The 21,706-nt window shown below is 68.2% G+C and carries 20 protein-coding genes; 10 read left to right on the top strand and 10 right to left on the bottom strand.

Annotated elements, in window-relative coordinates; genetic code table 11:
* The first annotated feature begins 56 nt into the window (after positions 1–56).
* Both ABEA43_RS56400 and ABEA43_RS56405 read left to right on the top strand, forming a co-directional pair.
* A complete protein-coding gene (locus ABEA43_RS56400; protein WP_345575652.1) occupies positions 57–269 on the top strand; it encodes a hypothetical protein in 213 nt (70 codons plus the stop codon).
* A gap of 378 nt (positions 270–647) precedes the next feature.
* Positions 648–1,424, top strand: a complete 777-nt coding sequence (locus ABEA43_RS56405; RefSeq protein ID WP_345575654.1) for a hypothetical protein — start codon at positions 648–650, stop codon at positions 1,422–1,424.
* 653 nt (positions 1,425–2,077) lie between these two features.
* On the opposite strand, the gene ABEA43_RS56410 is transcribed toward ABEA43_RS56405, so the two are convergent.
* The 3 genes from ABEA43_RS56410 to ABEA43_RS56420 all read right to left on the bottom strand — a co-directional run bounded on the left by ABEA43_RS56410 (position 2,078) and on the right by ABEA43_RS56420 (position 6,894).
* Complete coding sequence (locus ABEA43_RS56410) at positions 2,078–4,216, bottom strand: RICIN domain-containing protein (protein ID WP_345575656.1); 2,139 nt, start codon at positions 4,214–4,216, stop codon at positions 2,078–2,080.
* Positions 4,216–5,529 carry a ricin-type beta-trefoil lectin domain protein gene (locus tag ABEA43_RS56415; protein WP_345575658.1) on the bottom strand — a complete coding sequence of 438 codons (1,314 nt, stop codon included), beginning with the start codon at positions 5,527–5,529 and terminating at the stop codon, positions 4,216–4,218. The genes ABEA43_RS56410 and ABEA43_RS56415 overlap by 1 nt, the downstream gene beginning before the upstream one ends.
* Positions 5,530–5,748: 219 nt before the next feature.
* Positions 5,749–6,894: an ROK family transcriptional regulator gene (locus ABEA43_RS56420; RefSeq protein WP_345575660.1), complete on the bottom strand. Its 1,146-nt coding sequence runs from the start codon at positions 6,892–6,894 to the stop codon at positions 5,749–5,751.
* A gap of 174 nt (positions 6,895–7,068) precedes the next feature.
* Between ABEA43_RS56420 and ABEA43_RS56425 the strand changes: the two genes are divergently transcribed.
* From ABEA43_RS56425 to ABEA43_RS56440, 4 genes are all read left to right on the top strand, one after another.
* Positions 7,069–7,293, top strand: coding sequence for a hypothetical protein (locus tag ABEA43_RS56425; RefSeq protein WP_345575662.1), 225 nt, complete (start codon positions 7,069–7,071; stop codon positions 7,291–7,293).
* Positions 7,294–7,968: 675 nt separating this feature from the next.
* Complete coding sequence (locus ABEA43_RS56430; protein WP_345575664.1) at positions 7,969–10,770, top strand: carbohydrate-binding protein; 2,802 nt, start codon at positions 7,969–7,971, stop codon at positions 10,768–10,770.
* Positions 10,771–10,803: 33 nt separating this feature from the next.
* On the top strand, positions 10,804–12,504 hold the full coding sequence (locus ABEA43_RS56435; RefSeq protein WP_345575666.1) for a ThuA domain-containing protein: 1,701 nt from the start codon (positions 10,804–10,806) through the stop codon (positions 12,502–12,504).
* A gap of 243 nt (positions 12,505–12,747) precedes the next feature.
* Positions 12,748–13,287: a hypothetical protein gene (locus ABEA43_RS56440; protein ID WP_345575668.1), complete on the top strand. Its 540-nt coding sequence runs from the start codon at positions 12,748–12,750 to the stop codon at positions 13,285–13,287.
* A 173-nt stretch (positions 13,288–13,460) separates the two neighbouring features.
* Here the strand turns inward: ABEA43_RS56440 and ABEA43_RS56445 are convergent, their stop codons facing one another.
* Positions 13,461–14,738, bottom strand: coding sequence for a hypothetical protein (locus tag ABEA43_RS56445; RefSeq protein WP_345575670.1), 1,278 nt, complete (start codon positions 14,736–14,738; stop codon positions 13,461–13,463).
* A gap of 108 nt (positions 14,739–14,846) precedes the next feature.
* On the opposite strand from ABEA43_RS56445, the gene ABEA43_RS56450 reads away from it, so the two are divergent.
* From ABEA43_RS56450 to ABEA43_RS56465, 4 genes are all read left to right on the top strand, one after another.
* A complete protein-coding gene (locus ABEA43_RS56450; RefSeq protein ID WP_345575672.1) occupies positions 14,847–15,572 on the top strand; it encodes a TetR/AcrR family transcriptional regulator in 726 nt (241 codons plus the stop codon).
* Between the two features lie 43 nt (positions 15,573–15,615).
* On the top strand, positions 15,616–16,074 hold the full coding sequence (locus ABEA43_RS56455) for a hypothetical protein (RefSeq protein ID WP_345575674.1): 459 nt from the start codon (positions 15,616–15,618) through the stop codon (positions 16,072–16,074).
* Positions 16,075–16,191: 117 nt separating this feature from the next.
* Entirely contained in the window at positions 16,192–16,926 is a 735-nt protein-coding gene (locus ABEA43_RS56460) for a dienelactone hydrolase family protein (protein ID WP_345575676.1), read from the top strand.
* Positions 16,927–17,150: 224 nt separating this feature from the next.
* Positions 17,151–17,330, top strand: a complete 180-nt coding sequence (locus ABEA43_RS56465; protein WP_345575678.1) for a hypothetical protein — start codon at positions 17,151–17,153, stop codon at positions 17,328–17,330.
* Between the two features lie 205 nt (positions 17,331–17,535).
* On the opposite strand, the gene ABEA43_RS56470 is transcribed toward ABEA43_RS56465, so the two are convergent.
* The 6 genes from ABEA43_RS56470 to ABEA43_RS56495 all read right to left on the bottom strand — a co-directional run bounded on the left by ABEA43_RS56470 (position 17,536) and on the right by ABEA43_RS56495 (position 21,701).
* Entirely contained in the window at positions 17,536–17,736 is a 201-nt protein-coding gene (locus ABEA43_RS56470) for a hypothetical protein (protein ID WP_345575680.1), read from the bottom strand.
* Positions 17,737–17,893: 157 nt separating this feature from the next.
* Positions 17,894–19,114 carry a cytochrome P450 family protein gene (locus ABEA43_RS56475; protein WP_345575682.1) on the bottom strand — a complete coding sequence of 407 codons (1,221 nt, stop codon included), beginning with the start codon at positions 19,112–19,114 and terminating at the stop codon, positions 17,894–17,896.
* Positions 19,018–20,343, bottom strand: coding sequence for a cytochrome P450 family protein (locus ABEA43_RS56480; protein ID WP_345575684.1), 1,326 nt, complete (start codon positions 20,341–20,343; stop codon positions 19,018–19,020). The genes ABEA43_RS56475 and ABEA43_RS56480 overlap by 97 nt, the downstream gene beginning before the upstream one ends.
* Positions 20,340–20,918, bottom strand: a complete 579-nt coding sequence (locus ABEA43_RS56485; RefSeq protein ID WP_345575686.1) for a GTP-binding protein — start codon at positions 20,916–20,918, stop codon at positions 20,340–20,342. The genes ABEA43_RS56480 and ABEA43_RS56485 overlap by 4 nt, the downstream gene beginning before the upstream one ends.
* Positions 20,899–21,249, bottom strand: coding sequence for a DUF742 domain-containing protein (locus tag ABEA43_RS56490; RefSeq protein ID WP_345575688.1), 351 nt, complete (start codon positions 21,247–21,249; stop codon positions 20,899–20,901). Before ABEA43_RS56490 ends, ABEA43_RS56485 begins: the two co-directional genes overlap by 20 nt.
* Complete coding sequence (locus ABEA43_RS56495; RefSeq protein WP_345575691.1) at positions 21,246–21,701, bottom strand: roadblock/LC7 domain-containing protein; 456 nt, start codon at positions 21,699–21,701, stop codon at positions 21,246–21,248. Before ABEA43_RS56495 ends, ABEA43_RS56490 begins: the two co-directional genes overlap by 4 nt.
* Positions 21,702–21,706 lie beyond the last annotated feature (5 nt).

A 21,706-nucleotide genomic window follows, 5' to 3' on the forward strand; every position in this document is an offset into this window, starting at 1 on the left:
CGCTCGGCAACATGCACCGGCGGTGGCCGCCGTATGCAGCGCACCTGTTGACCCGCTTGGTGTTTCGAGGGCCCGTTGCCGATCTCCTCCAAGGACATCAGACGGAGGGCGGCGGCCGGGCCGGACAGGACACCGCCCGCAGCCACCAGAACGGCCTCACCGTCGAGGCGCTCGACGCGCCCGGCTCACCACCGGCCACCTCATCCCTGGCACAGATCGACCCGGCCGGCTGCCACAGCTTCGGCCTGTGGGTGATTCAGCACCTGTGATGACGTCGGTCTGCAGCAGACCGGGCGAGGCTCGCTGTTCAGCCTGCACCTGCACGGCCGGCCGACACCTGGGCCACGCGGCACGCGGCGCCCGGCCCTCCCACTGGCTCGGGCACGTATATGCCATGCCCTGGCTGCGTATGAAGCTGCCGGTCGCAGCGGCTCTGCCGCCACCGATGTCAGCCTGATCAAGATCGCAGCCCGGCTCCAGCTGGTCGCCCGAAGGTAAACCCGAACGACAGCCGGCCACCTAAACTAACCTGCGGCTTTCACGGCGAGACCAACGCATGCGAAGATCGCCCCTTCGGCCCGTGTCGACGGAAGTACAGGGCCCATTGCGAGGAGAATCATCACTTGATGAGGCGATGGACGACGGCCGTGACGCTCAGCGTGACCGGGTTAGCACTCTACGGCGCCCCTGCCAGCGGCGCGGCCACGGACGGCGACCCGGTCGCGGCTATCCAGCGACAGCTGGTCAAAGGACACGGCGTACGGATCACCGAATACAGCACGTTCAACTCGAGCCCAAGCTCAGGCTGGGAGCGCTTCAAGCCGACGAAGGGTGTCGTCGGATTCGGTGACGGCAAAGTGACGGCGACCGACCTGTGGGACCTTCAGGTGGGTGTGGCAGGCGTTCGGGATATCTGTATCGGCAAACGCATTTGGGAGCACGACCCGAAAGACAAGCTGCCGAACGGCAAGAAGTGGGTCACCTTCAAGTATCCCTGCGTCCTGCGCCTGGAGACGGGATACCTGCGTTTGGACAAGCCGGACGTGCTCGCGGCCGTCCTGGCGACCACGACGACCACCAAGGCCTTGGATACCTACGACGGATCACCCACGACCCTTCGTGAAGGATCGATCTCGTTCCGTCAGCTATGGAATGTCCGGCCGGAGCTGCGCGACGGCTTTCTGAAGGATGAACGCGCCGACTGGACCATCGATTGGCGGCTGTGGATCGGCCAGGACGGCCTCGTACGCCGTGCCTGGTCCAAGTGGCGGGAGCCTGCAGGAGATAAGTGGAAGGGCGTCACCAATGGCCGGAGCTGGCTCGGCTTCGTGAGCGATGTCCGCTACTCGGACTGGGGCATGAAGCTCACCATCAAGTCTCCGCCCGCCGCTCAGACCATCGCCTTCAACAAGCTGAAGTACTGAGTGCCGAGTACTGACACGGGCGCTGTATCCGGCGCGGGAAGCGTGCGCCTGCCGAAAATTATCCGTCCAGGTCATACCCCTGCTAGGGCTTCGCGTGGCATGCGACGAATTCCGCCATCAGGAGGGGGAGGTGCGGCATGATGACCGGCTCTCGTCCTGCGACTGGTTCAGAAGAACCCCAGCTGGGGCTATCGGCGGGTCCACGGACAGCTCGCCACGCTCGGCATCGAGATCGAACCGTCCGCGGTCTGGGAGATCCTCAAGGAGAAAAGGCCTCGATCCAGCACCCGAACGGCCGACTTCCTGCGCTCGCAAGCCGACGCTCTGCCGGCCTGCGATTTCGTGGAGCCCATCACCTTGAACGGGCAGCGCCAGTACATCCTGTGCAGCGGATGAACTCGATCACAGAGCAGTGGGTGCAGTCATGCCGCCGCGAACTCCTCGACCGCTGCCTCCTGTGGAACGAACACACGGGGAGCCACAAGAACCGATCTTGCCGGAGCCTCCGTCTCAGGTCGATCTGCAGGTCAAGCGCCCTTCGTCTTCGAGCCGGCGGCCCGTGGCGGCCGGTTGGCGACGTCTTGGCTGCCCTGCATGTCAGCCGGCGCGGGCGCGTCCTCCCCTTTCGGCAAAGGGGAGGACGCGTTGGTGGGTTATGGGTATTCGGTGAGGTTTGCGACGTTTGTGGAGGAGTTGCTTGGGCCTCCGGTGGAATTGATGACGCGAGCGATGGTTCCGGTGCCGCCCAGAGAGACCGTCACCATGTGGTGGAAGCGGACCCCCGGCGTGTTCGGCACCTCGAAGGCCCGCTCGGCCACCACCGCGGGGTTGGCGCTGAAGTAGCAGTAGCTGCCCAGCCCCCAGGCCTCGTGCGAGGTGACCGAACCGGCGACCTTGTAGGCGGCCCAGCCACGGGTGGAGCCGTTCATCCAGGACGCCTGGTTGGGCGGATCGTAGGGCATCTCGTTCTGGAAGAAGTAGGTCCGCCCGCCGTTGCCGTTCCAGATGACCTGGTACTGGTGGTAGTGCTCGACGAACAGCCCGTAGAACGTCACGTTGTCGCCGTTGACGATGAGCCCGTTGACGGTCGTGTTGGTGTTCCACCCGACGCCGCTGCCGTGGTCGGCCCGCCAGATCCAGGTGTGATCGCCGATCACGTTGTCGCTGTTGATCACCAAGCTCTGTGACGCCTTGCCCACCCCGGCGCCGCCGACGCGGAAGAAGACGTCGTGCAGCGAGGTGGGGTTGGCCGCGTGTGAGGCCGCCGAGCCCGCCGGGCCGACCTGCATGAGCGTCGCCGAGTTCACGGTCCCGGCGTCGATCAGCAGCCCGGCGATCTTGACGCCGTCCACGTCGGCGACGGTCATCGCCGTAATGCCGTTGTCGGGTACGAACGTCGCCAACCCGAGACCGAGCACCACGGTGTCGGCCCTGGTGACCCTGATCGTGTCGTTCAGGTGATAGACGCCCGGCGTGACCAGCAGGTCCTTGCCCGCGGCCAGTGCCGCGTTGATGTCACCAGCGGTGTTGCCCGGCTTGACGACGAAGAACTGACTGATCGGCAGCGACGTGCCCGCGCCCGGCCACGACACCCCGGCGGAGTTCGACTTCAGCGCGGGCACGAACACCTGGTAGGCGCCCGCGGCGTCGATGTAGAGGAACGGCTTCTCCCGTACCACCGGCGTCTGCCCCACCGTCGTGTACGGCGGGCTGGGGAAGGTGTTGCCCGGCGCGCCGGACACCCCGACGAAGGTCATGTTCCAGTTCGACCCGCTCCAGGATCCGAAGGCCGAGTTGCGGGAGATCCACTGCTGTTGCGACCCGGACCTGACCTGACCGTCGATCCGCGAGTCGGAGATCCACCCGCCGCTCGACCAGCCGCCGTCGTCCAATTGCAGGTTTCCGCGCACATGCATGCGCCGGTACGGCGCCGCCTGCGAGACCGCCCACCGGTCCGTGCCGCCCGCCGGGGTGACCGAGAGGTTCTCGGCGGATCGCCAGAAGTTCTGCGTGGCGTTGCCGCCGAACCAGTCGGCCTCGGCGTGCACGCCCCCGTTGATCGTCACCGCGTCCGGTGTCTGTCCCAGGCCGAGGACCTGGGTGTAGAAGCCGACGTTGACGTCCACGTTGTAGGTGCCCGGCTTGAACAGCAGCGCGTACCGGTTGGACCCGAACTGGTTGGACTGCTGCTGGCTGAACACCGAGTTGAGCTGCGACTGGATCGTGGACGCGGGCATCGACGGGTCGAAGACGCGCACGTTCGGCCCCAGGTCGGGATTGGGTCCGCCACCGCCGCCGCCCGACAGGGTGAACGACTGCGCCGTCGTGCTGTTGCAGGTGTACTGCTGCAGTTGCACGCTGTCAGCCGTGGAGGCGCCCGTCACGTCGAGGCACTTGCCGCTGTTCCTGTTGACCAGGTGGTACGTGCCTCCGGATTCCTCCACCGGCAGCCACTGCTGGTTGTTGCCGCCGCCGTAGGCCCACAGCTGGACCAGCGCGCTGTCGGCGGCCGAGACACCGGTCACGTCCCAGGCCTGCGCGGCGTTGAGCGAGCTGTTGACCCGGTAGTAGCCGCCACTGGTGGCCTGGAACTGCCAGAGCTGCGCGCCGCTGCCGTTGCACGCGTACTGCTGAACAGCGGTGCCGTTGGCGGTGGCAGCGGCGCGGGCGTCGACGCACTTGCCGCTGTGCTTGGCGACCACGGTGGTCAAGCCGGTGGGGACGGCTGCCTGCGCGACCGGCATGAGGACGAACCCGGCCGCGATCAGCACAAGGACGACCAGCGCACGCATCAGAACCCCGCCGTCAGCCGGGTGAAGTCCCAGGCGTTCTGGGAGACGCCGCTGCAGGTTTCGGACAAGCCTCCGGAGCAGGGGCGATCGCGGTTGACCGACCAGAAGGCGAGCCTGGTCAGGCCATGGGAGTTGGCGTAGTCGCGGATCTGGGTCCAAGTGGCGACCGAGGTGACCTCCGACTGGTCGGACAGGCCGTTCATGCCGGAGATGCCCATGTGCGCGTACGCCGTGGCGTCCGACCAGCCGAACGCCGACTTCAGGGCGTTCTTCAGCCCTTCGGCCGCGTTGACCGTGCTCTGGTACATGTTGGACCCGCCGCCGAAGTCGAACGGCATGATCGTGTAGTTGTCGATCGGGACACCGAGCTCCTTCGACCGGTTGATCAGCCGGATGCCCGCGCCGACCGGGCCACTGGTGGAGGTGCCGAAGGTGACGACCACCTTGACGCTCGGGTTGTTCGCCTTGACGATCTTGAGCCCGTTGAGTATGCGGTCCTGGACGGTGTAGTTCTCGTACTCGTCGGTGTTCTCGATGTCGAAGTCGACGACCGCGGGTCCCAGGGCGTTGATGACCTGCTGCACTGCGCCCGCGTACGCCTCAGGCGTAGCGCAGTTGGGGCCGAGCTTGTTGCCCGACCAGCCGCCGAAGGAGATCTGGACGCTACCGCCCTTGGACTTGATCGTGTTGATCGCCTGCTGGTCGGAGCCGCCGGTCAGCGCACGCGAGCCGTCCCAGCGAGGCGTGCAACCGCCGCCGGACAGGATGAAGGCCATCGTGAAGGACTTCACGCCGGTCGCGTCCATGACCGTGCCCGGGTTGGGCGGGCTCCCCCACCCCATGTAGAGGTACGGGGCTCCGGGCAGCTTGCCGGGGCTGGGGGTGCCGCCGCCGGAGGGCAGCGTCCACTTCTGGTTGGCGCCGGTGCCGCAGCTCCAGATCTGCAAAGGCGTGCCGTCGGCCGAGCTGACGTTGGTGGCGTCCAGGCACTTGCCGAGCGCTCGCAGGGTGCCGTCGGAGGCGGCCGTCCACTGCTGCGCGGCGGTGCCGTTGCAGTCGTAGATCTGCACCTTGGCGCCGTCGGCGCTGCTCGCGCCCGCCACGTCCAGGCACTTGCCGAGTACGCGGATCGTGCTGTCGGACTGCGTGGTCCACGACTGGGCGGTGGTGCCGTTGCAGGTCCACAGTTGGATCTGGGTGCCGTTGGCGCTGTTGGCGCCTGCGACGTCGACGCACTTACCGCCGTAGCCGGTGATCTGGCCGGTGGCGGCCGAGGCCGGGGAAGCGAGGCCCGTCACGGCTAACGCCGTCACTAAGGCAAGGATGATTCCTCGTCTTTTCATGGGGTGTCACCTTCTGTGGGGGGGTGTACGCCAGCGGCTAGCCGTCGGCGTTGGTGAGCACCATGGCTAAGAGAAATTCACGGTCGTGACCTTACGGTGACCTTACGGTGGCCCCACAGGAGCGTCAATACTTAATTTAAGGGTTGACGGAGCAATCACGCGAACCTTGAATCAGGTGGCAAGAGCCAGTCAGCCGCCCAGGAACTGATCCACCACCAGGGTGGCGGCGCCGAGCTTGACGCCCTCCGGCCCCAGGTGAGCAGCCTCGATCGCGACGCGGTCGTAGGAACAGCGCAGCGCGGAGCGCTCTGTGGCCGTCAGGATCGCGGGCAGGTGGTCGCGGGCGAGCAGCAGCCCCGCCCAGCCGCCCAGCACGATGCGCTCAGGATTGAGCAGGTTGATCAGGCTTGCCAGCCCCGCGCCCAGGTGGCCGACGACCTCGTCGAACAGGGGACGCGCGCCCGGGTCGGCCAGCAGCTCCGCGAAGGCGCCCTCCTCCTCGGTGCCCGCCAGGTCGATCCCCGCCCTGGCAAGGACCGACTCGGCGCCGACGTAAGCCTCCAGACAACCGCGCGCACCGCAACGGCAGGGGCGGCCGCCGGCCACCACCGTGGTATGGCCCCACTCTCCCGCCCCACCGGACGCTCCTCGGACGGTGATGCCGTCAGTGATGATGCAGGCGCCGACCCCGCTGCCGATCAACACCATGATCATGTAGTCGCTGTCTCGCCCCGCGCCGAACCAATGCTCGGCCAGGCCCAGCGTCATGGCGCCGTTGTCGACGAACACGGGCGGGCCGGGGAGCATGTCGGCCAGCCGCACCCCGCTCCAGCCGAACGTCGGCGAGTCGACGACCGAGCCCCGCACCATGCCGGGGACGCCGACGCCGACGCCGAGGACGCGGCCGGGGTCCACCCCCGCCTGCGCGATCACCGCGGCGACGCCTTCGCGGATGTGGCCGGCCACCAGGTCGGCAGTGTGCTGCCCTGGGCGCAGCGGGGTCTCGGCCTTGGCCCGTGGCGTCATGGACAGGTCGAACAGCTCCACGCCGACGCGGGTCTCCCCCACCTCGACGCCGACCGCGTAGGCGTGGTCGGCGTTGACACGGAGCTGGACGCGCGGCCGGCCGCCGTCCGACTCGACCCTGCCCACCTCGACGGCGATCCCGTCGGACAGCAGACCGGTGACGACGTTGCTCACCGTGGCGGGGCTCAGGCCGGTCGCCTGGGCGAGCTCGAACCTGCTGCGCTCGCCGTCGAAGAAGAGCCTGCGCAGCAGCACGGCCCTGTTGGTGCGCCGCACGTCACGCGATGTCCCCCGCTGCGGCCGGATCATACGGTGAAGTCTAGGCCTCGCACTTGGAGAGCTTGTAAACACCACCAAACGGGGGCGTAACGCGGTTGTTCAGCGCCACCGACGCGTTCATCACCGTCGGCCACAGCGTGGCCTGCGCGGCGCTGCGCGCTCGCGGCCCTCCTGGCCGAGGCATCGCCCGAGTGGGTCGTTGCGATGAGCGCTGCGATTCTGGGGGCCATCGTCGACAAACATCTGCCGGCGTTCCGGCATCGCAGCTTCCACCTCTACAACGTGCAGCCGGACGAAGCCGGCGGCGCGGCCAAGGCACAGAACAAATTCAGTTGCAGTCTGATCGATGAAAGTGCCGTTCCGCTCACCAAGGCGGAAGTTCCGGACACCCAACAGAAATATCTGGACAATCTCGACGTAACATTTTAATGTTGCGGCACAACGAGCCTGCATAGGTGCCCCGAAAGCGGCAGGAGGCGCAGCGATTTGGACTCCCGACACCGCATGCTCCGCCTCTCGGGCGATGAACGGCCGCTGCCTCACACCGAGATCGGTAACCGGCTCGACCTCTCCTGCGGGTCGCTCGGACGGCTGCTGACCGATCCCCACACCCCCCTCTCTCACGGCCTGGAGGTCGTCATGGCATCACCGACCACGCCCACCGCGCCCTTGTGACGACTCGCGTGAAGACGAAAGCGCCGCACCATGCCGGCGCCGCCGATCTACCACCCCAGGGGCGATCAGGGTCGGCAGGGCGGACGCCGACCACACTGTCGAGCTGACCCCGCTGAACGGAGGCCGGCGGAGCTGTCGGTACGGCACCCATCGGGTACCGACTCCGCTCGCCCGATGAGCGGGACGTCTCCTCCACCACGCCTGCGACGTGCCTCGGCCTTCGCCAAGTTCCGGCGTGTGCGAGCCGGCACCCCAGCGGCCGGGGACGGCGACGACCTTGGGCCGCGCCCACTGCGGGCGATCGGCATGAACGGTACGTGCAGCAGGCTCACCGGCCGCCGAACTGATCGTCGGGCCGAACCGCCGTCGTCGGCGTGATCGGCGAACGCCTGTCCGGCAAGTCCTTCGACAGGAAGTGGATCACCGAGCATGTTACGAAGAATAGTGTTATGCGTCGCGATCACGGTGGCCGCCCTCGGCCTCATCTCTCCGTCCCCGGCGGTGGCGGCCGGCTACACGCAGATAACCCTGGCCAAGGGCGCGGCCGAGACCGGCGAGCCGATGGGCCTGACCGTCCTGCCCAACCGGGGCGTCCTGCACACCTCGCGTGAGGGCACGATCCGCTACACCGACCCGCTCGGCAACACCAAGGTGGCGCTCACCATTCCGGTGTACACCCACGACGAGGAGGGCCTGCAGAGCATCCAGGCCGACCCGAACTTCGCCGCCAACCGGTGGGTGTACGTCTACTACGCCCCGCCGCTGAGCACCCCGGCCGGTGACGCCCCTGCTACCGGCACCGCGGCGCAGTTCGCCCCGTTCAACGGGGTCAACAGGCTGGCCCGCTACACCGTCAACGCGGACTTCACGATCAACGCGGCCTCCGCAGCCACCATCCTGGACGTCCCCACCTCACGCGGTATGTGCTGCCACGTCGGAGGCGACATCGACTTCGACGCGGCCGGCAACCTCTACCTGTCCACCGGTGACGACTCCAACCCGTTCGATTCCAGCGGCTACACGCCGATCGACGAGCGATCCGACCGTAACCCGGCCTACGACGCGCAGCGCACCGCCGGCAACAGCAACGACCTGCGGGGCAAGGTGCTGCGCATCAAGCCGGGCACCACCGGCGGCTACACCGTCCCGGCCGGCAACATGTTCCCGGCCGGGACCGCCGGCACCCGGCCCGAGATCTACGCGATGGGCTTCCGCAACCCGTTCCGGATGAGCGTGGACAGAGCGACCGGCGCCGTCTACCTGGGCGATTACGGGCCCGACGCAGGCACCGCCAGCTCAACGCGCGGCCCGGCCGGGTCGGTGGCGTTCGAGCGGATCCTGCAGCCCGGTTTCTACGGCTGGCCCTACTGCTCGCAGTTCAACGTCCCCTACGTCGATTTCACCTTCCCGAACGGGCCCTCTGGCTCCGCCTTCAACTGCACCGGCGGGCCGATCAACAACTCGCCCCGCAACACCGGCATCACCCAGCTCCCGGCCTCGAGGACAGCCTGGCTGCCGTACGGCTACGGGCAGGACCGGTCCGACCTGTGCTGCGGCAGTCTGTCACCGATGGGTGGCCCGGTCTACAACTACGATGCGGCGCTCGCCTCGGACGTGAAGTTCCCGCAGTCGATGAACGGCAAGGTTTTCCTCGGTGAGTTCGGGCGCCGCTGGATCAAGACGGCCACGGTGACCGGCTCCGGTGGCGTGGGCCCGATCGAGGCCTTCTCCGGCTTCACCGGCACGCAGGTGATGGACCTGGAGTTCGGACCGGACGGCGCGTTGTACGTGCTCGACTACGGCACCGGCTGGTTCGGCGGTGACGCCAACTCGGCCTTGTATCGCATCGAGTACAACGATGGCACCGGCCAGGCCCCGATCGCGGTGGCCACCGCCAGCCCGCAAGCCGGAAACGCACCGCTCACCGTGCAATTCAGCTCGGCCGGCTCCAGCGACCCGGACGGCGACCCGATCACCTACGCGTGGGACTTCACCACCAATGGCAGTACCGACTCCACCGCCGCCAACCCGACTTTCGCCTACACCTCGAACGGCCAGTTCACGGCGACGCTGACAGTGCACGACAACACCGGCCGCAGCGCCACGGCAAGCGTGGTGATCAACCTCGGCCAGCCAACGGTCACCCTCAACCTGCCGGTCAACGGAAGGGTGTTCGGCTTCGGAGACGCGATACCGTTCCAGATCACCGTCTCCGACCCGAACGCCCCCACCATCGACTGCAGCAGGGTCAAGCTCACCTATATCCTCGGACACGACAGCCACGGCCACGCGATCACCAGTGCGACCGGATGTTCGGGCACCATCCAGACCACCGCCGACGGTGAGCACGACGCCAACGCCAACATCTTCGGGGTGCTCGACGCCGAGTACACCCCGGTCGGCTCGACCGCGTCCGTGCACGCGCCGCAGGCCGTCCTGCAACCACGCATCCGCCAGGCCGAGCACTACAGCGCCCAGCAAGGCGTGACGATCGTGGCCAAGGCCTCGGCCAACGGCGGCAACGCGGTCGGCTATATCGAGAACGGCGACTGGATCTCCTTCACACCGTACAGCCTGACCGGAGTCACCTCCTTCACCGCCCGGATCGCCTCCGGAGGGACGGGCGGGACGCTGACGCTGCGCGCCGGCTCGGCGACCGGCACGGTGCTCGGCTCGGCCACGGTCGCACCCACCGGAGGCTGGGAGACCTGGACCAATGTCACTGGCACCGTCACACCGCCGTCAAGCATGTCCAACCTGTTCCTGGTCTTCACCGGCGGCTCGGGTTCGCTGTTCGACATCGACTCCTTCACCCTCAACGGCGGCACGCAGCCGCCGGCCGCCAATCTGGCGTTGAACAAGGCGGCGATCGCTTCCAGCACGGAGTCGGCCGCCTATCCGGCCTCGGCGGCGGTCGACGGCTCGGCGACGACGCGGTGGTCCAGCGCGTTCACCGACCCGCAGTGGATTCAGGTCGACCTGGGCGCCACCTACACCGTCAACCGGGTCCGGCTCCAATGGGAGGCCGCCTACGGCTCGGCGTACCAGATTCAGACGTCGCCGAACGGCACCACCTGGACCACCGTACGGTCGGTGACAGGTGGCAACGGCGGTGAGGACGACAACACCGGCCTGAGCGCCTCCACCCGTTTCGTTCGGATCTATGGCACCGCTCGTAGCACGGTCTACGGGTACTCCCTGTTCTCCTTCGAGGTCTACGGCAGCAACTGAGCAGCACGCCGCACCGCAGCAACTGGAGGATCCATGCGCAGACTCTTAGCAGGTGTGAGCGCCGCCATCGCCGTGGCCGCCTGCACCTTCCCTGCCTCGCCGGCCGCAGCCGCCGACGTCCCCTACGATGTCCTGGTCTTCTCCAAGACCGCGGGATTCCGGCACGACTCGATCCCGACCGGCATCCAGGCCATCCGCGATCTCGGCGCGGCCAACTCCTTCACGGTCACGGCGACCGAGGACGCGGGCGCCTTCACCACGGCCAACCTCGCCCAATACGAGGCGGTCGTCTTCCTCAGCACCACCGGTGATGTGCTCAACACGAGCCAGCAGAGTGCGTTCGAGTCCTACATCCGAAGCGGCGGCGGCTACGTGGGCGTGCACGCCGCCGCCGACACCGAATACGGCTGGCCTTTCTACGGCCAGCTCGTCGGCGCCTGGTTCGCCAGCCACCCGGCGATCCAGCAGGTCAACTCCAAGACCGAGAACCGGGCTCACCCTGCCACAGCGCACCTGCCGCAGACCTGGACCCGGACCGACGAGCTGTACAACTACCAGTCCAACGTACGGAGCACGGCCCGCGTCCTGGCCACCCTCGACGAGTCGTCCTACTCCGGTGGCTCGATGGGGGGCGACCACCCGATCACCTGGTGCAAGACCATCGACGCCGGGCGGTCGTTCTACACCGGCTTCGGCCACACCCAGCAGTCCTTCGCCGAGCCCGCCTTCCGCTCCCAGGTCCTCGGCGGCATCCGGTACGCGGCCGCTCGGGCCAAGGCCGACTGCCGGCCCGAGACCGGCTACACCACCCTCTACAACGGTTCGACCACCGGCTGGGCACAGTCCGGTCCCGGCAGCTTCAGCAACTCGGACGCCACTCTGACCTCCTCCGGCGGCATGGGTCTGTTCTGGTACAACGCCAAGCAATACACCTCGTACTCGCTCAAGGCCGACTGGAAGCTCACGGGGGACAGCAACTCCGGCATCTTCGTCGGCTTTCCCAACCCCGGCAGTGACCCGAACGTCGCGGTGAACCAGGGCTATGAGATCCAGATCGACGCCAGCGACACACCGGACCGCACCACAGGCTCCATCTACGGGTTCAAGCCCGCCGACATCGCCGCCCGCGACGCCGCGCTCAACCCGCCGGGCGAATGGAACACCTTCGAGGTCCTCGTCGAGGGCCAGCGTATCCGCGTGTACCTCAACGGCTCCCTGGTCAACGACTTCACCAACACCGATCCCAGCCGCAGCCTGGACGGATACATCGGCCTGCAGAACCACGGCAGCGCCGACCAGGTCGCCTTCCGCAACGTCCGGATCAAGGAATCAGGCACGCAACCGCCGGCCCCCAACCTGGCGCTGAACAGACCGATGACCGCTTCCAGCACGGAGTCGGCTGCCTTCCCGGCCTCGGCCGCGGTCGACGGCAACACCGCCACCCGCTGGTCCAGCGCGTTCAGCGACCCGCAGTGGATCCGGGTCGATCTCGGCAGCTCCTACGCCGTCACCAAGGTCGTCCTGAACTGGGAGGCCGCCTACGCCCGCGCCTACCAGATCCAGACCTCGGCTGACGGGATCACCTGGACGGCCATCCACTCCACGACCACGGGCACCGGTGGCGTTCAGACCCTCACCGTCAACGGCACCGGTCGATACCTGCGCATGTACGGCACGACCCGGGCCACTCCGTACGGCTACTCGCTCTATGAGCTGCAGGTATACGGAACCTGACCGCTGCAGGGCCGGGGCGGACCGGCCCGCCACGCGCCGGGGCTCAGCGCTCGGCGGGAAGGGGGTGATCCATTCCAGAGCCCACCGGTCGAGGCAGCACCTTTCGAACGCGGCGCCCTCTTGTCGGTCAGCCGATAGCCGACCCGCACCGGGGCGCTGCGTTCGATCAGCCGATCGGCTTCAAGGTCTGCCAGGCGCTGGTCCGAACGGGACGACGGGCAGGTCAGCGAAGGTGTACAGGACATGACCGGGAAGACCGGCGTCGGCGTTCGCGCACAGCAGGGGGAAGGGAAGCCGCCGAGCGGCCTCGGTCAAAGCGGTCACGCCCTCGTCAAAGTCGTGATTCCCCGCAGCGGCGGCGACCAGCGGCAGGCCGGCCACCTCCTGCCAGGGCCGTTCACCGAGAAGTTGCGCCCCAGGGCCCACAGTGAGATCACCGGCGTCAAGCCAGACCGTCGGCTGCCTCTCCCGCTCACTCCTAAGCATCCGCTCGACGCCCGTGCCGGTCCCGCTCATGCCCCAGCTCGTCCTCATCGCGGTCCACGCGAAGCCGAGATCGGTTGTCGTCATGACCCGTATGGCGACATCGGGCGGCGCTACCGGAAGACCAGAATCCATCGCACCCCTTCCCAGATCACCAGGCGACCGCCCCCGCACGCGGACATGGCACATACTGAGGCGCCCTTCCTGCCCAGCGCCGAACGCGTCGCCGAACACCACGCGGATGATCTCTTTCTTGGACGGTCCTTCGGCGGTGCGGCGTTGCAGGCAGGCGCGTGGTGATCAAGCTCCGCCCGCGTCATCATCGCCGAACGTTTTCGGCCCCAAGCCCCCTGCCAGGCCACACCCGAAGAAGCCCAGGCCGTTCTCGCAGCCTGGGCCGCAGCCGAAACATGATCATCTAAAACTGCGGAACACGAGGGGTCGCGTCGTCCGGTCCTGAACGGGGGCGCGTGTCAGCGCGGGTCCATCGGGTGCTGGAAGTTGTTCAGCAGCGTGAAGTCGTCCTTCGACTCCTGCGGGATCGGGCCGACTTCTACGGGGGCCGAGGTCGGCTCGAGGCCGACGCGGTAGAGCTTGGCCGTGTCGATGTCACCGTCCGGGTCGGAGGCGAGGATCAGGGAGCGGCGGTCCTTGGACAGGGCCGCCGAGATGATCGACGACTCGGTCGCGGGGGCGACTTCCTTGACCGCTTTGATCTCCACGTTTTGCACGTACTCGATGTCGTCCCGAGCGAGTTCGGGAGAGACCCGGGCGGTGTAGAAGTCGTTGCCTCCTCCTTGGCAGAGCAGTTCGGTGGTGCCGAGCCAGGCGAGGGGCAGGCAGCCGCGCAGCCTGCCGTCGTCGCGCACGACGATCTCCATGCCGAACGGCTTGTGCATCGGCTCGTCGTCGTGCCCGTCGATGGTCCGGCCGATGAGGTCGAGTTCGGCGCCTCTCACCGTCGACCAGCCCTTGGCCACCGTGGTGGGGTCGGCGGCGAACTTGCCGGAGGGGTGGACGACGCCGGGGCACACGACGGCGATCGATCGGATGACGCGGTAGTAGATCTCGTCGCTCTCGTTCTTGATGCAGGCGATGCTGAGCCGGCGCGAGGTCAGCGTGCCTTTCGGGTCGGCCGAGTAGTACCGCAGGCCGCGGCGGAACCAGAGTGAGCCGTCGGGTGCGAATCCGGGTCGGTCGTCGGAGAACGTCTCCGTCACGTATCCCTTCTTGTTCGACTGCTCGGTGAGGTCGGTGAACGCGCCCGTACCGAGATCGAGCCAGCCAACGTGTTTCGGATCGCCGTCGGAGGCGCCGTCCACCTGCACGGCGATCCGGCGGCCGTCCGGCGAGACCGGGCTGACGCCGGGATCGCCCGTGTCACCGCAGAGGCTCCTGACGGTCGCCGCTGCCTCCTCGCCGCCCGCCTTCGCGGCGATCTCGGTCAGGAGAGGTTGCAGCGTGGCGCTGGAGAAACTCACGGCAGGGGTACGGAAGGCGTCGTCGTACGCCGTCACCCGCCAGTGCTCGCCGGCCCGCGAGCAGACCACCGGCCCTTGCGCGGCGAGCAGCGCGGGCAGACTCTTGGCCGCCTCGGCCAGCGCCACCTTCCGGGGGTCCGGGGCTGGAGTGATGCTCGTGGGGGGCGGCGTAGCAGGGGCGGCGACTGGACCGAACGGGGTTGAACAGCCGCTGGTGGCAAGGAGGATCGTGATGGCCGCCGCCGTCCAGCCGCCTCGGGGGGTGCCCATCGGAGAACTCCATTCGATAATGGTCCTTAAAAGAGTGAATACCATTAACCATATGTTGGCCCTTCACCGCAAGTCGCGGCGACGGCCGCGATTCGCGAAGATGGGCATGTGACAGCGTTGACACGGCGGGAACGACTGCGGGCCGAGCTCAAAGGGGACGCCAAGGCCGCCGCCCGGAGAATCGCGGCGGAGCAGGGCGTCGATGGGCTGACCGTCGCCGCCGTGGCCCGCGCCGTCGGCGTGACGTCCCCGGCCCTGTACCGCTACTTCGACGGCCGGGCCGGGCTCGTGCGCGCCGTCTACGACGACCTCACGGCCGAGTTCATGGACACCGTCTCCAAGGCCCTGCACCGCCAGGACCCCGATGACCTCAGCGCGCAGCTGCACGCCGCCACCCGGGCCGTGCTCGATTGGTCGATGGCCAACAAGGTCGAGTTCGACCTGCTCATGGGCGCCGCCTACGTGAAGATCGCCGATTCGGAGGAGGGCATCCCGCAAGTCATCGCGCGCGAACTGGGCGGCTTCTTCGGGGTGCCCTTCGCCCGGCTGTGGCGCGACGGGCGGCTGGTCATCGACGCGGACGAGGACATCGATCCCGTCCTGGCGGAGCAGTTGCGCACCTACCGGACCCACGTGGGCCTGGATTTCCCGATCGGCGTGGTCCTGCTCATGGTCATCTGCTGGCGGCAGATCTACGGGCTGCTCTGCATGGCCGTGTACGGGCACCAGGGGTTCGCCTTCGACGACCCGATGCCGCTGTTCGAGCACATGATGGACCACCTGCTCGGCGACGTGCTCGGCCTCGAACGCAGCCCCAACCTGCGCGTTCCCTGATAACGCGGCGCGGCAGCGTGGTGATGATCCGCAGCCCTTCGGCTTGGAAGACCTCCCGGAATGCGAAGGTGAAGAGCGGGTCTCGATCGTGGATCAGGAGCCGCAGCCCGGCGATGCGGTCACCCAGGTCCATGGCCAGGTTGCGGGCTTGCTGAGCCGTCCATGCTCCGGCCGGGTGTGCGGTTACTCCGGCCAGGTGCAGTCTCGGGGTGCGGTGCTCGATGAAGACCAGCACATACAGCCGCTTGAGCAGGACATCACTTCAAGCGATCCATTGATCACAATCCATCATCTTGGCCACATCGGCACCTCAGTCAAGGTCTCCGCGCCCGTCGGGCCACCGGAAGCGCTCCCCCTGACGATCGAGCTCCTCCAACGTGGCCAGGTCCAGACAGACCCCGCCCAGGATGCGTCGCCATTATCCGGCAGGCTAGGCTGTGCGGCGATGATGACCGGGACGGCATTGCGCCACACACGGATTGGTGACCCGGTGCTCTCCTGAGCGCCGCACGGGCCGGTGCCGGCCCGCTGTTCGACCGAGGATCTTGCTCTGCCGCGCGGGCTCCGCCTCCGTCGTGTTGATCACAGGCTCGACACATCAACCACGACAGGAGAAGTCATGCCCACCAAGACTCTGCAGATTCCCACCACCGACGGCCGGGCCGATGCTTTCGCCGCCTTCCCCGACGGTGGCGGCCGGCACCCAGGGGTGCTGATGTACGCGGACGGCTTCGGCATCCGGCCCGTGCTGCGGGAGATGGCCCACGAACTGGCCGGGCACGGGTACTACGTACTCGTCCCCAACCTCTTCTACCGGCACGGTCCGGCACCGGTGATCGAGCTTCCCGAGCACATCGGAGAGGCGGTCCGGCCCGCGGTCATGGCCCGGCTGATGCCCTTGATCGAGGCGCACACCACCGAACGTGTCTTGCGCGACGCCGACGCCTACCTCAGGTTCCTCACCACCCAGCCCGAGGTTGGCGCCGGACCGGTCGTGGTGACCGGCTACTGCATCGGCGGCCTTCTGGCGGTGCGCACCGCCGTGGCCCACCCCGGCCAGGTGGCGGCCGTTGCCGGATTCCACGGCCCCGTGGGTGCCGTCGGGCTCGACGGCCTCTCCAAGCTCACCGCCCAGGTCCACTTCGGCCACGCCGAAACCGACATCACGCCCGAGGCCCTCGGCGAGCTCAACCAGGCCCTGGACGCTGCGGGTGTCGACTACACCTCCGAGATCTACCCCGGCACCGTCCACGGCTTCACCATGTCCGACACCGACGCCTTCAACCCTTCCGGGCTGCAGCTCCACTGGGACCGCCTGCTCCCCCTCCTTGACCGCACCCTGGCCAATAACTGAGGCACGGGCTCGGAAACCAATCCTGGAGTACACGAGGCTAGGCCCTCATTCCGGCGGTGCCGACGAAACCGAGCTGACGGGCTATGCCACGGCAGGCGGAGTTCTCGTCACCGCCCGCTGGGCGGGCCGCGGCTCCCACGTTGGGTGGCTCACTCCCCGGAAGAGGGCCCGGCACGTGCGTAACGGCTTACGGCGCATACGCCATGCCGGCCGGAGACGAGCGCATGTGGCTGGTCAGCGACTTCGAGGTGGCGCTGCTGGACCACGAAGGCGAGATCATTGCCACGGCGCCGGCGCCGCGCGGCCTCGGACCAGAGGTGCGTGATGGCTATCACGCCGAGGCTGACCAGTTCGCCGTGGACCCGCCGATACCCCCACCTCGGGTTCTCGCGTGCCAGGCGTAGAACCGGCTCCCGGACCTCCTTGCTCATCGCAGGACGGCCAGCGCGGTGTGGGTAGGTCCACGAGCGTTTGATCAAACGCCGATGCCAGGCCAACAAGGTACCCGGGGTGACCAGCCGATGAGCTCGCGGCACCGTCGGCAGGCAGCGGACCAACGCCGCCAAGAGCGCCCGATCGGCCCAGTCCGGCTTCGCGCTGCCGCTGGTCTCACCGGCCTGGCCCGTCCAGCTGGCCGGCGCCGTCATCGGCGGGGTGGGCTTCGGCGCCTATCTCTCCGTCGAACAGGCACTGGTCACGCTGGTCCTGCCCGCGGCCGAGGACAGCGGGCGCGACCTCGGCGTCTTCTACATCGCGTTGAACGCGCCCCAGGTCGTGGCCCCGTTCGGCGGCTCGCTGGTCGTCGCCCACCCTCGGCGGCTATCCGGCCCTGTTCGTGGCCGGCGGCCTGCTCTCGCTCGTCGGAGCGCTCATGATCCTGCGGGTGCGGAGCGGCCGGTAGGACCCCGTTCGCGCCACCTCCTCCGCCCCGAAGTCACGCGGAGGAGACGCGCGTCGCGGATGACGGTCAGCGGTGCAGCGTGAGCGGCAGGCTGCTCCACCCGTGCGCGATGAACGACGGCACGTGTCCCACCTCACTCGCGTCCACGGCCAGCTGAAGGTCAGAGAACCGGGCGAACAGGGCGGGCAGGGCGGCCAGCGCCTCCTGGCGGGCGAGCGGAGCCCCGATGCAGCGGTGCACGCCGATGCCGAAGGCCAGGTGCTCGGCGCTCTGCCTGGTCGGGTCGAACCGGTCGGCGTCCTCGCCGTGCTGGTCGGGGTCGTGCCCGGCCGCCAGGTAGCTGGTGATGATCGCGTCGCCCGCCTCGATCCGGACGCCGCCGATCTCGATCGGCTCGATGGCGAAGCGCAGCGGCAGGTTGGCGATCGACGGCGCCCAGCGCAGCGTCTCCTCGATCACCGCGTCCCAGGAGATCTCCCCGGCCAGCACCCGGCGGAGGTGGTCCGGATGGGTGAGCAGGGCGTGCACGGCATTGCCGATCAGGTTGACCGTGGTCTCGTGCCCGGCCGCGATCAGCAGCAGCAGGGTGTCGCACAGCTCGGTCTCGCTGAGCGAGTCACCGCTGTCACGGACGTTGATCAGCTCGGTGGTCAGGTCGTCGCCCTGGTGCTCGCGCTTGTAGGCGACCAGGGCGGGCAGCACCGTGGCGATCTTGGCGGCCGTGGCCGCCGCCTGCTCCGGGGTGGCGGTGGTGTCCATGATGGCCTCCATGACCTGGGCCATCTCCTCCCGCATGTGCGCGGGAACGCCGAACAGCTCGCAGATCACCCGCATCGGCAGCGGGTGGGCGTAGGCGGCGCGCAGGTCGACGGGCTGACCGGGCGGCTGCGCGGCCATCGCGTCCAGCAGCTCCGCGACGATCTGCTCGACGATCGGCTGCATGGCCTTGCTGCGGCGCGCGGTGAAGCTGGGGGCGATCAGCTTGCGCAGCCGGCGGTGTTCGTCGCCGTACGCGCTCAGCATGTTGGACACGCCGATCCAGGTGATGATCCAGGACCAGCCCGGCGTGGCGAACGCCCGCTCCAGCTGCCCCCAGTGCCGCTTGTCCTTGCTCACTCGTGGATCGAGGATGAGCTGCTTGAGCAGGTCGTGCCGGGTGACCGCCCAGGCCGGGATGCCTCCGGCGAGCTCTACGAGGACCAGGGGGCCGAGGTCGCGTAGTCGCCGGACCTCCCCTGGGAGGTCGGTGCCGAAGGGGTCGAGGACGACGGGGGCTGAACTGCCCAAGGGGATTCTCCTGGCTGATCAGGTCGAATGGGAGTGAAACGCACCGGCAGATGTGCCAGCGCGCGGTGGAACGGGCCCGGCCGCCACGAGAGCTCCTCGCGCGGCACGGTCAGTTCCAGGTCACACAGGTGAGAGGTCAGGCGCTCGATCGCGGTCATCGCGATGATCATGGCCGGGTCGCTGGCCGGGCAGCGGTGCGGCCCGGCGCCGAAGCCCAGGTACGCGCCGCCGTCGGAACGCAGCTCCTCGGGCACGTTGGTGGGCTCGGTGTTGGCCGCGGCGTAGGAGACGAGGACCAGTTCGGCCGGCTGGATCCAGGTGCCGTGGAAGTGCACGGGCTGACGGACGAAATAGGGCCCGTAGTTCGACATGGCGGGCTCGGCGCGCAGGGCTTCCATCAGGGCGTCGTACGTGCCGAGCGCGCCGTTGGTCAGCGAGCTGTAGTAGCGGTCGTCGCTGACCATCCGGGAGATCGTGTTGGAGATCAGGTTGGCCGTGGGCTCGTACGCGGCGGCCATCACGAGCACGAGGGTCTCGGCCAGCTCGTTGGGCTGGAGCCCGGCCGGATGGTCGATGAACCAGGACGTCAGGTCGTCGCCCCGCTGGGCGTGCTTGGACTGGACCAGCTCGCCGATGTAGCGGCTGAACGCGTCGCTGCCCCGCTTGCCCCTCTCGCCGTCGGCCTCCATCAGGTCCGCCATGGCCTTGATCAGGCCGGCGCTGTCGGAGTCGGGCCGGCCGAAGAGCGAGTTGAAGATGCGGGCCGGGATGGGCTGGGCGAACTCGGAGACCAGGTCCGCCTCGCCCTTCGCGGCGAACTGGCTGATCAACGAGTCCGACACCTCGATCACCATCTGGCGCAGCTTGTGCGGCTGGACCAGATCGAAGCAGTCGGAGATCACCTTACGGAACCGGGCGTGCTCGGCCCCGTCCGACATCAGTGCGTTCGGCCGGTAGCCGAGCATGGCGACGGGTCCCGCGGCCTCGGGGGTGTCGGGGACCCGCGCCTGCCAGGCACTGCCGTTCTTGATCCAGACGCCGCCGACGTTGGTGAGCACGTCGAGCGCGGCCTGGTAGCCGATCACCAGGTGGGCCTCGATGCCGGGGGCGATCTCCACGGGCGCGACCGCGCCGTGCCGCCGGCGCAGCTCCGCGTAGACGGCCTGCGGGTCCCTGGCGTACTCCGGCCCGTAGAGGCGGCCCGCGTCGGGCATGTAGCGCAGAGTCATGACAGCACCAGCTCTCTGATGTGCTCCACCAGCGCGATCAGCGAGGCACGGGCGGAGACGGGGTCACGTGCGTCGCACACCACCAGCGGCGTGCTCGGCTGGAGGTCCAGCGCCTGGCGCAGGGCGTCCGGCGGGTAGTCCGGCGAGTCAGGGAAGTGGTTGACGGCTACCGCGTAACGCAGGCCGGCACTCTCCACCAGGTCGAGGACGGCGAAGCTGTCGTCGATCCTGCGGGTGTCGGCCAGCACCAGGACCCCCAGCGCGCCACGGACCAGCTCGTTCCACAAGACCTGGAACCGGGTCTGCCCCGGCGCGCCGAACAGGTACAGCACCACCCCGGGCATGGTGAGGCGGCCGAAGTCGATCGCGGTGGTCGTGGTCGTCTTCTCGTTCACCCCGGTGAGGTCGTCCACCAGCGTGCCCGCCTGGGTGAGCACCTCCTCGGTGTTGAGGGGCTTGATCTCCGAGAGAGCGTCCACCAGGGTCGTCTTGCCCACGCCGAACGGCCCGGCGATGACCAGCTTGACCGGTATGTGTTCGGTACTGATACGGCTTTCAGAGAGCGCGGAGGCCACTGAGCACCAACTCCAAGATCTCAATGTCGGGCAGGTCGGTGGCTGGCGGATCGCGGGTCAGCAGCGTTCCGCTTCCGACCAGCCCGGCGACCAGCAACCGCACCACGCAGTACGGCAGGCCCAGGTGCGCGGCGCACTCGTACACCGACAGCGGCCCGTCCCGCAGCAGAGTCAGCAGATGAGACCCCGGGGGGTCGAGCCCGTTGGTGGCGGCGTCGGGCGCGATGTAGACCAGGGTCGTGCGCTCGACCTGGATGTGCTCGGGTACGGTCAGTCGCGCGGCGGCCATGTAGTCAGGGACGACCCGCCGCCGTTGTCGTCCGGAGGTCATGCCCGGACGCCTGGCGTCCTGGCCGCGCTGGCCTCGTCGAGAGCCTTGATCAGTTTCTGCACCTGGAGCTGCACCTCGTAGGCCAGCGTGCCGATGTTGACGCCGCCGGTGGCGGCGACCACGATGGCGGCGCGGTCGCCGGCCGGGGCGACGTAGTAGTAGCCGTTGCCGGCGGAGATGACGATGTCCACCACCTCGTCGTCGGCGCCGTTGCTGAGGCCCGCGCACAGGGCTCGCGCGGCCCCGAGCACGGAGCTGGTCATGGCGGCGGCCCGCTCGCCGCTCTCGGTGGTCACGTTGGCCGAGCCGCCGAGGATCAGCCCGTCACGGCTCAGCACCACGCCGCTGGCGACACCGGGCAGCGCGAGCAGGGGTGAAAGGACCCAGGACACGTCGAGGGGCAACGGGCGACCCTTGGCCTGGACCCGGCCTGAAGCGCTGTGAGCGTCCATGGAAC

The sequence above is a fragment of the Nonomuraea rosea genome, assembly GCF_039539705.1.
In the GTDB taxonomy this organism is placed as follows: Bacteria; Actinomycetota; Actinomycetes; order Streptosporangiales; family Streptosporangiaceae; genus Nonomuraea; species Nonomuraea rosea.

Coding starts and splice junctions, on each gene's coding strand:
- ABEA43_RS56410 (WP_345575656.1), bottom strand. CDS start 4,216: ATGCGTGCGCTGGTCGTCCTTGTGCTGATCGCGGCCGGGTTCGTCCTC.
- ABEA43_RS56420 (WP_345575660.1), bottom strand. CDS start 6,894: ATGATCCGGCCGCAGCGGGGGACATCGCGTGACGTGCGGCGCACCAAC.
- ABEA43_RS56425 (WP_345575662.1), top strand. CDS start 7,069: ATGAGCGCTGCGATTCTGGGGGCCATCGTCGACAAACATCTGCCGGCG.
- ABEA43_RS56430 (WP_345575664.1), top strand. CDS start 7,969: ATGTTACGAAGAATAGTGTTATGCGTCGCGATCACGGTGGCCGCCCTC.
- ABEA43_RS56435 (WP_345575666.1), top strand. CDS start 10,804: ATGCGCAGACTCTTAGCAGGTGTGAGCGCCGCCATCGCCGTGGCCGCC.
- ABEA43_RS56440 (WP_345575668.1), top strand. CDS start 12,748: ATGACCGGGAAGACCGGCGTCGGCGTTCGCGCACAGCAGGGGGAAGGG.
- ABEA43_RS56445 (WP_345575670.1), bottom strand. CDS start 14,738: ATGGGCACCCCCCGAGGCGGCTGGACGGCGGCGGCCATCACGATCCTC.
- ABEA43_RS56460 (WP_345575676.1), top strand. CDS start 16,192: ATGCCCACCAAGACTCTGCAGATTCCCACCACCGACGGCCGGGCCGAT.
- ABEA43_RS56465 (WP_345575678.1), top strand. CDS start 17,151: ATGTGGCTGGTCAGCGACTTCGAGGTGGCGCTGCTGGACCACGAAGGC.
- ABEA43_RS56480 (WP_345575684.1), bottom strand. CDS start 20,343: ATGACTCTGCGCTACATGCCCGACGCGGGCCGCCTCTACGGGCCGGAG.
- ABEA43_RS56490 (WP_345575688.1), bottom strand. CDS start 21,249: ATGACCTCCGGACGACAACGGCGGCGGGTCGTCCCTGACTACATGGCC.
- ABEA43_RS56495 (WP_345575691.1), bottom strand. CDS start 21,701: ATGGACGCTCACAGCGCTTCAGGCCGGGTCCAGGCCAAGGGTCGCCCG.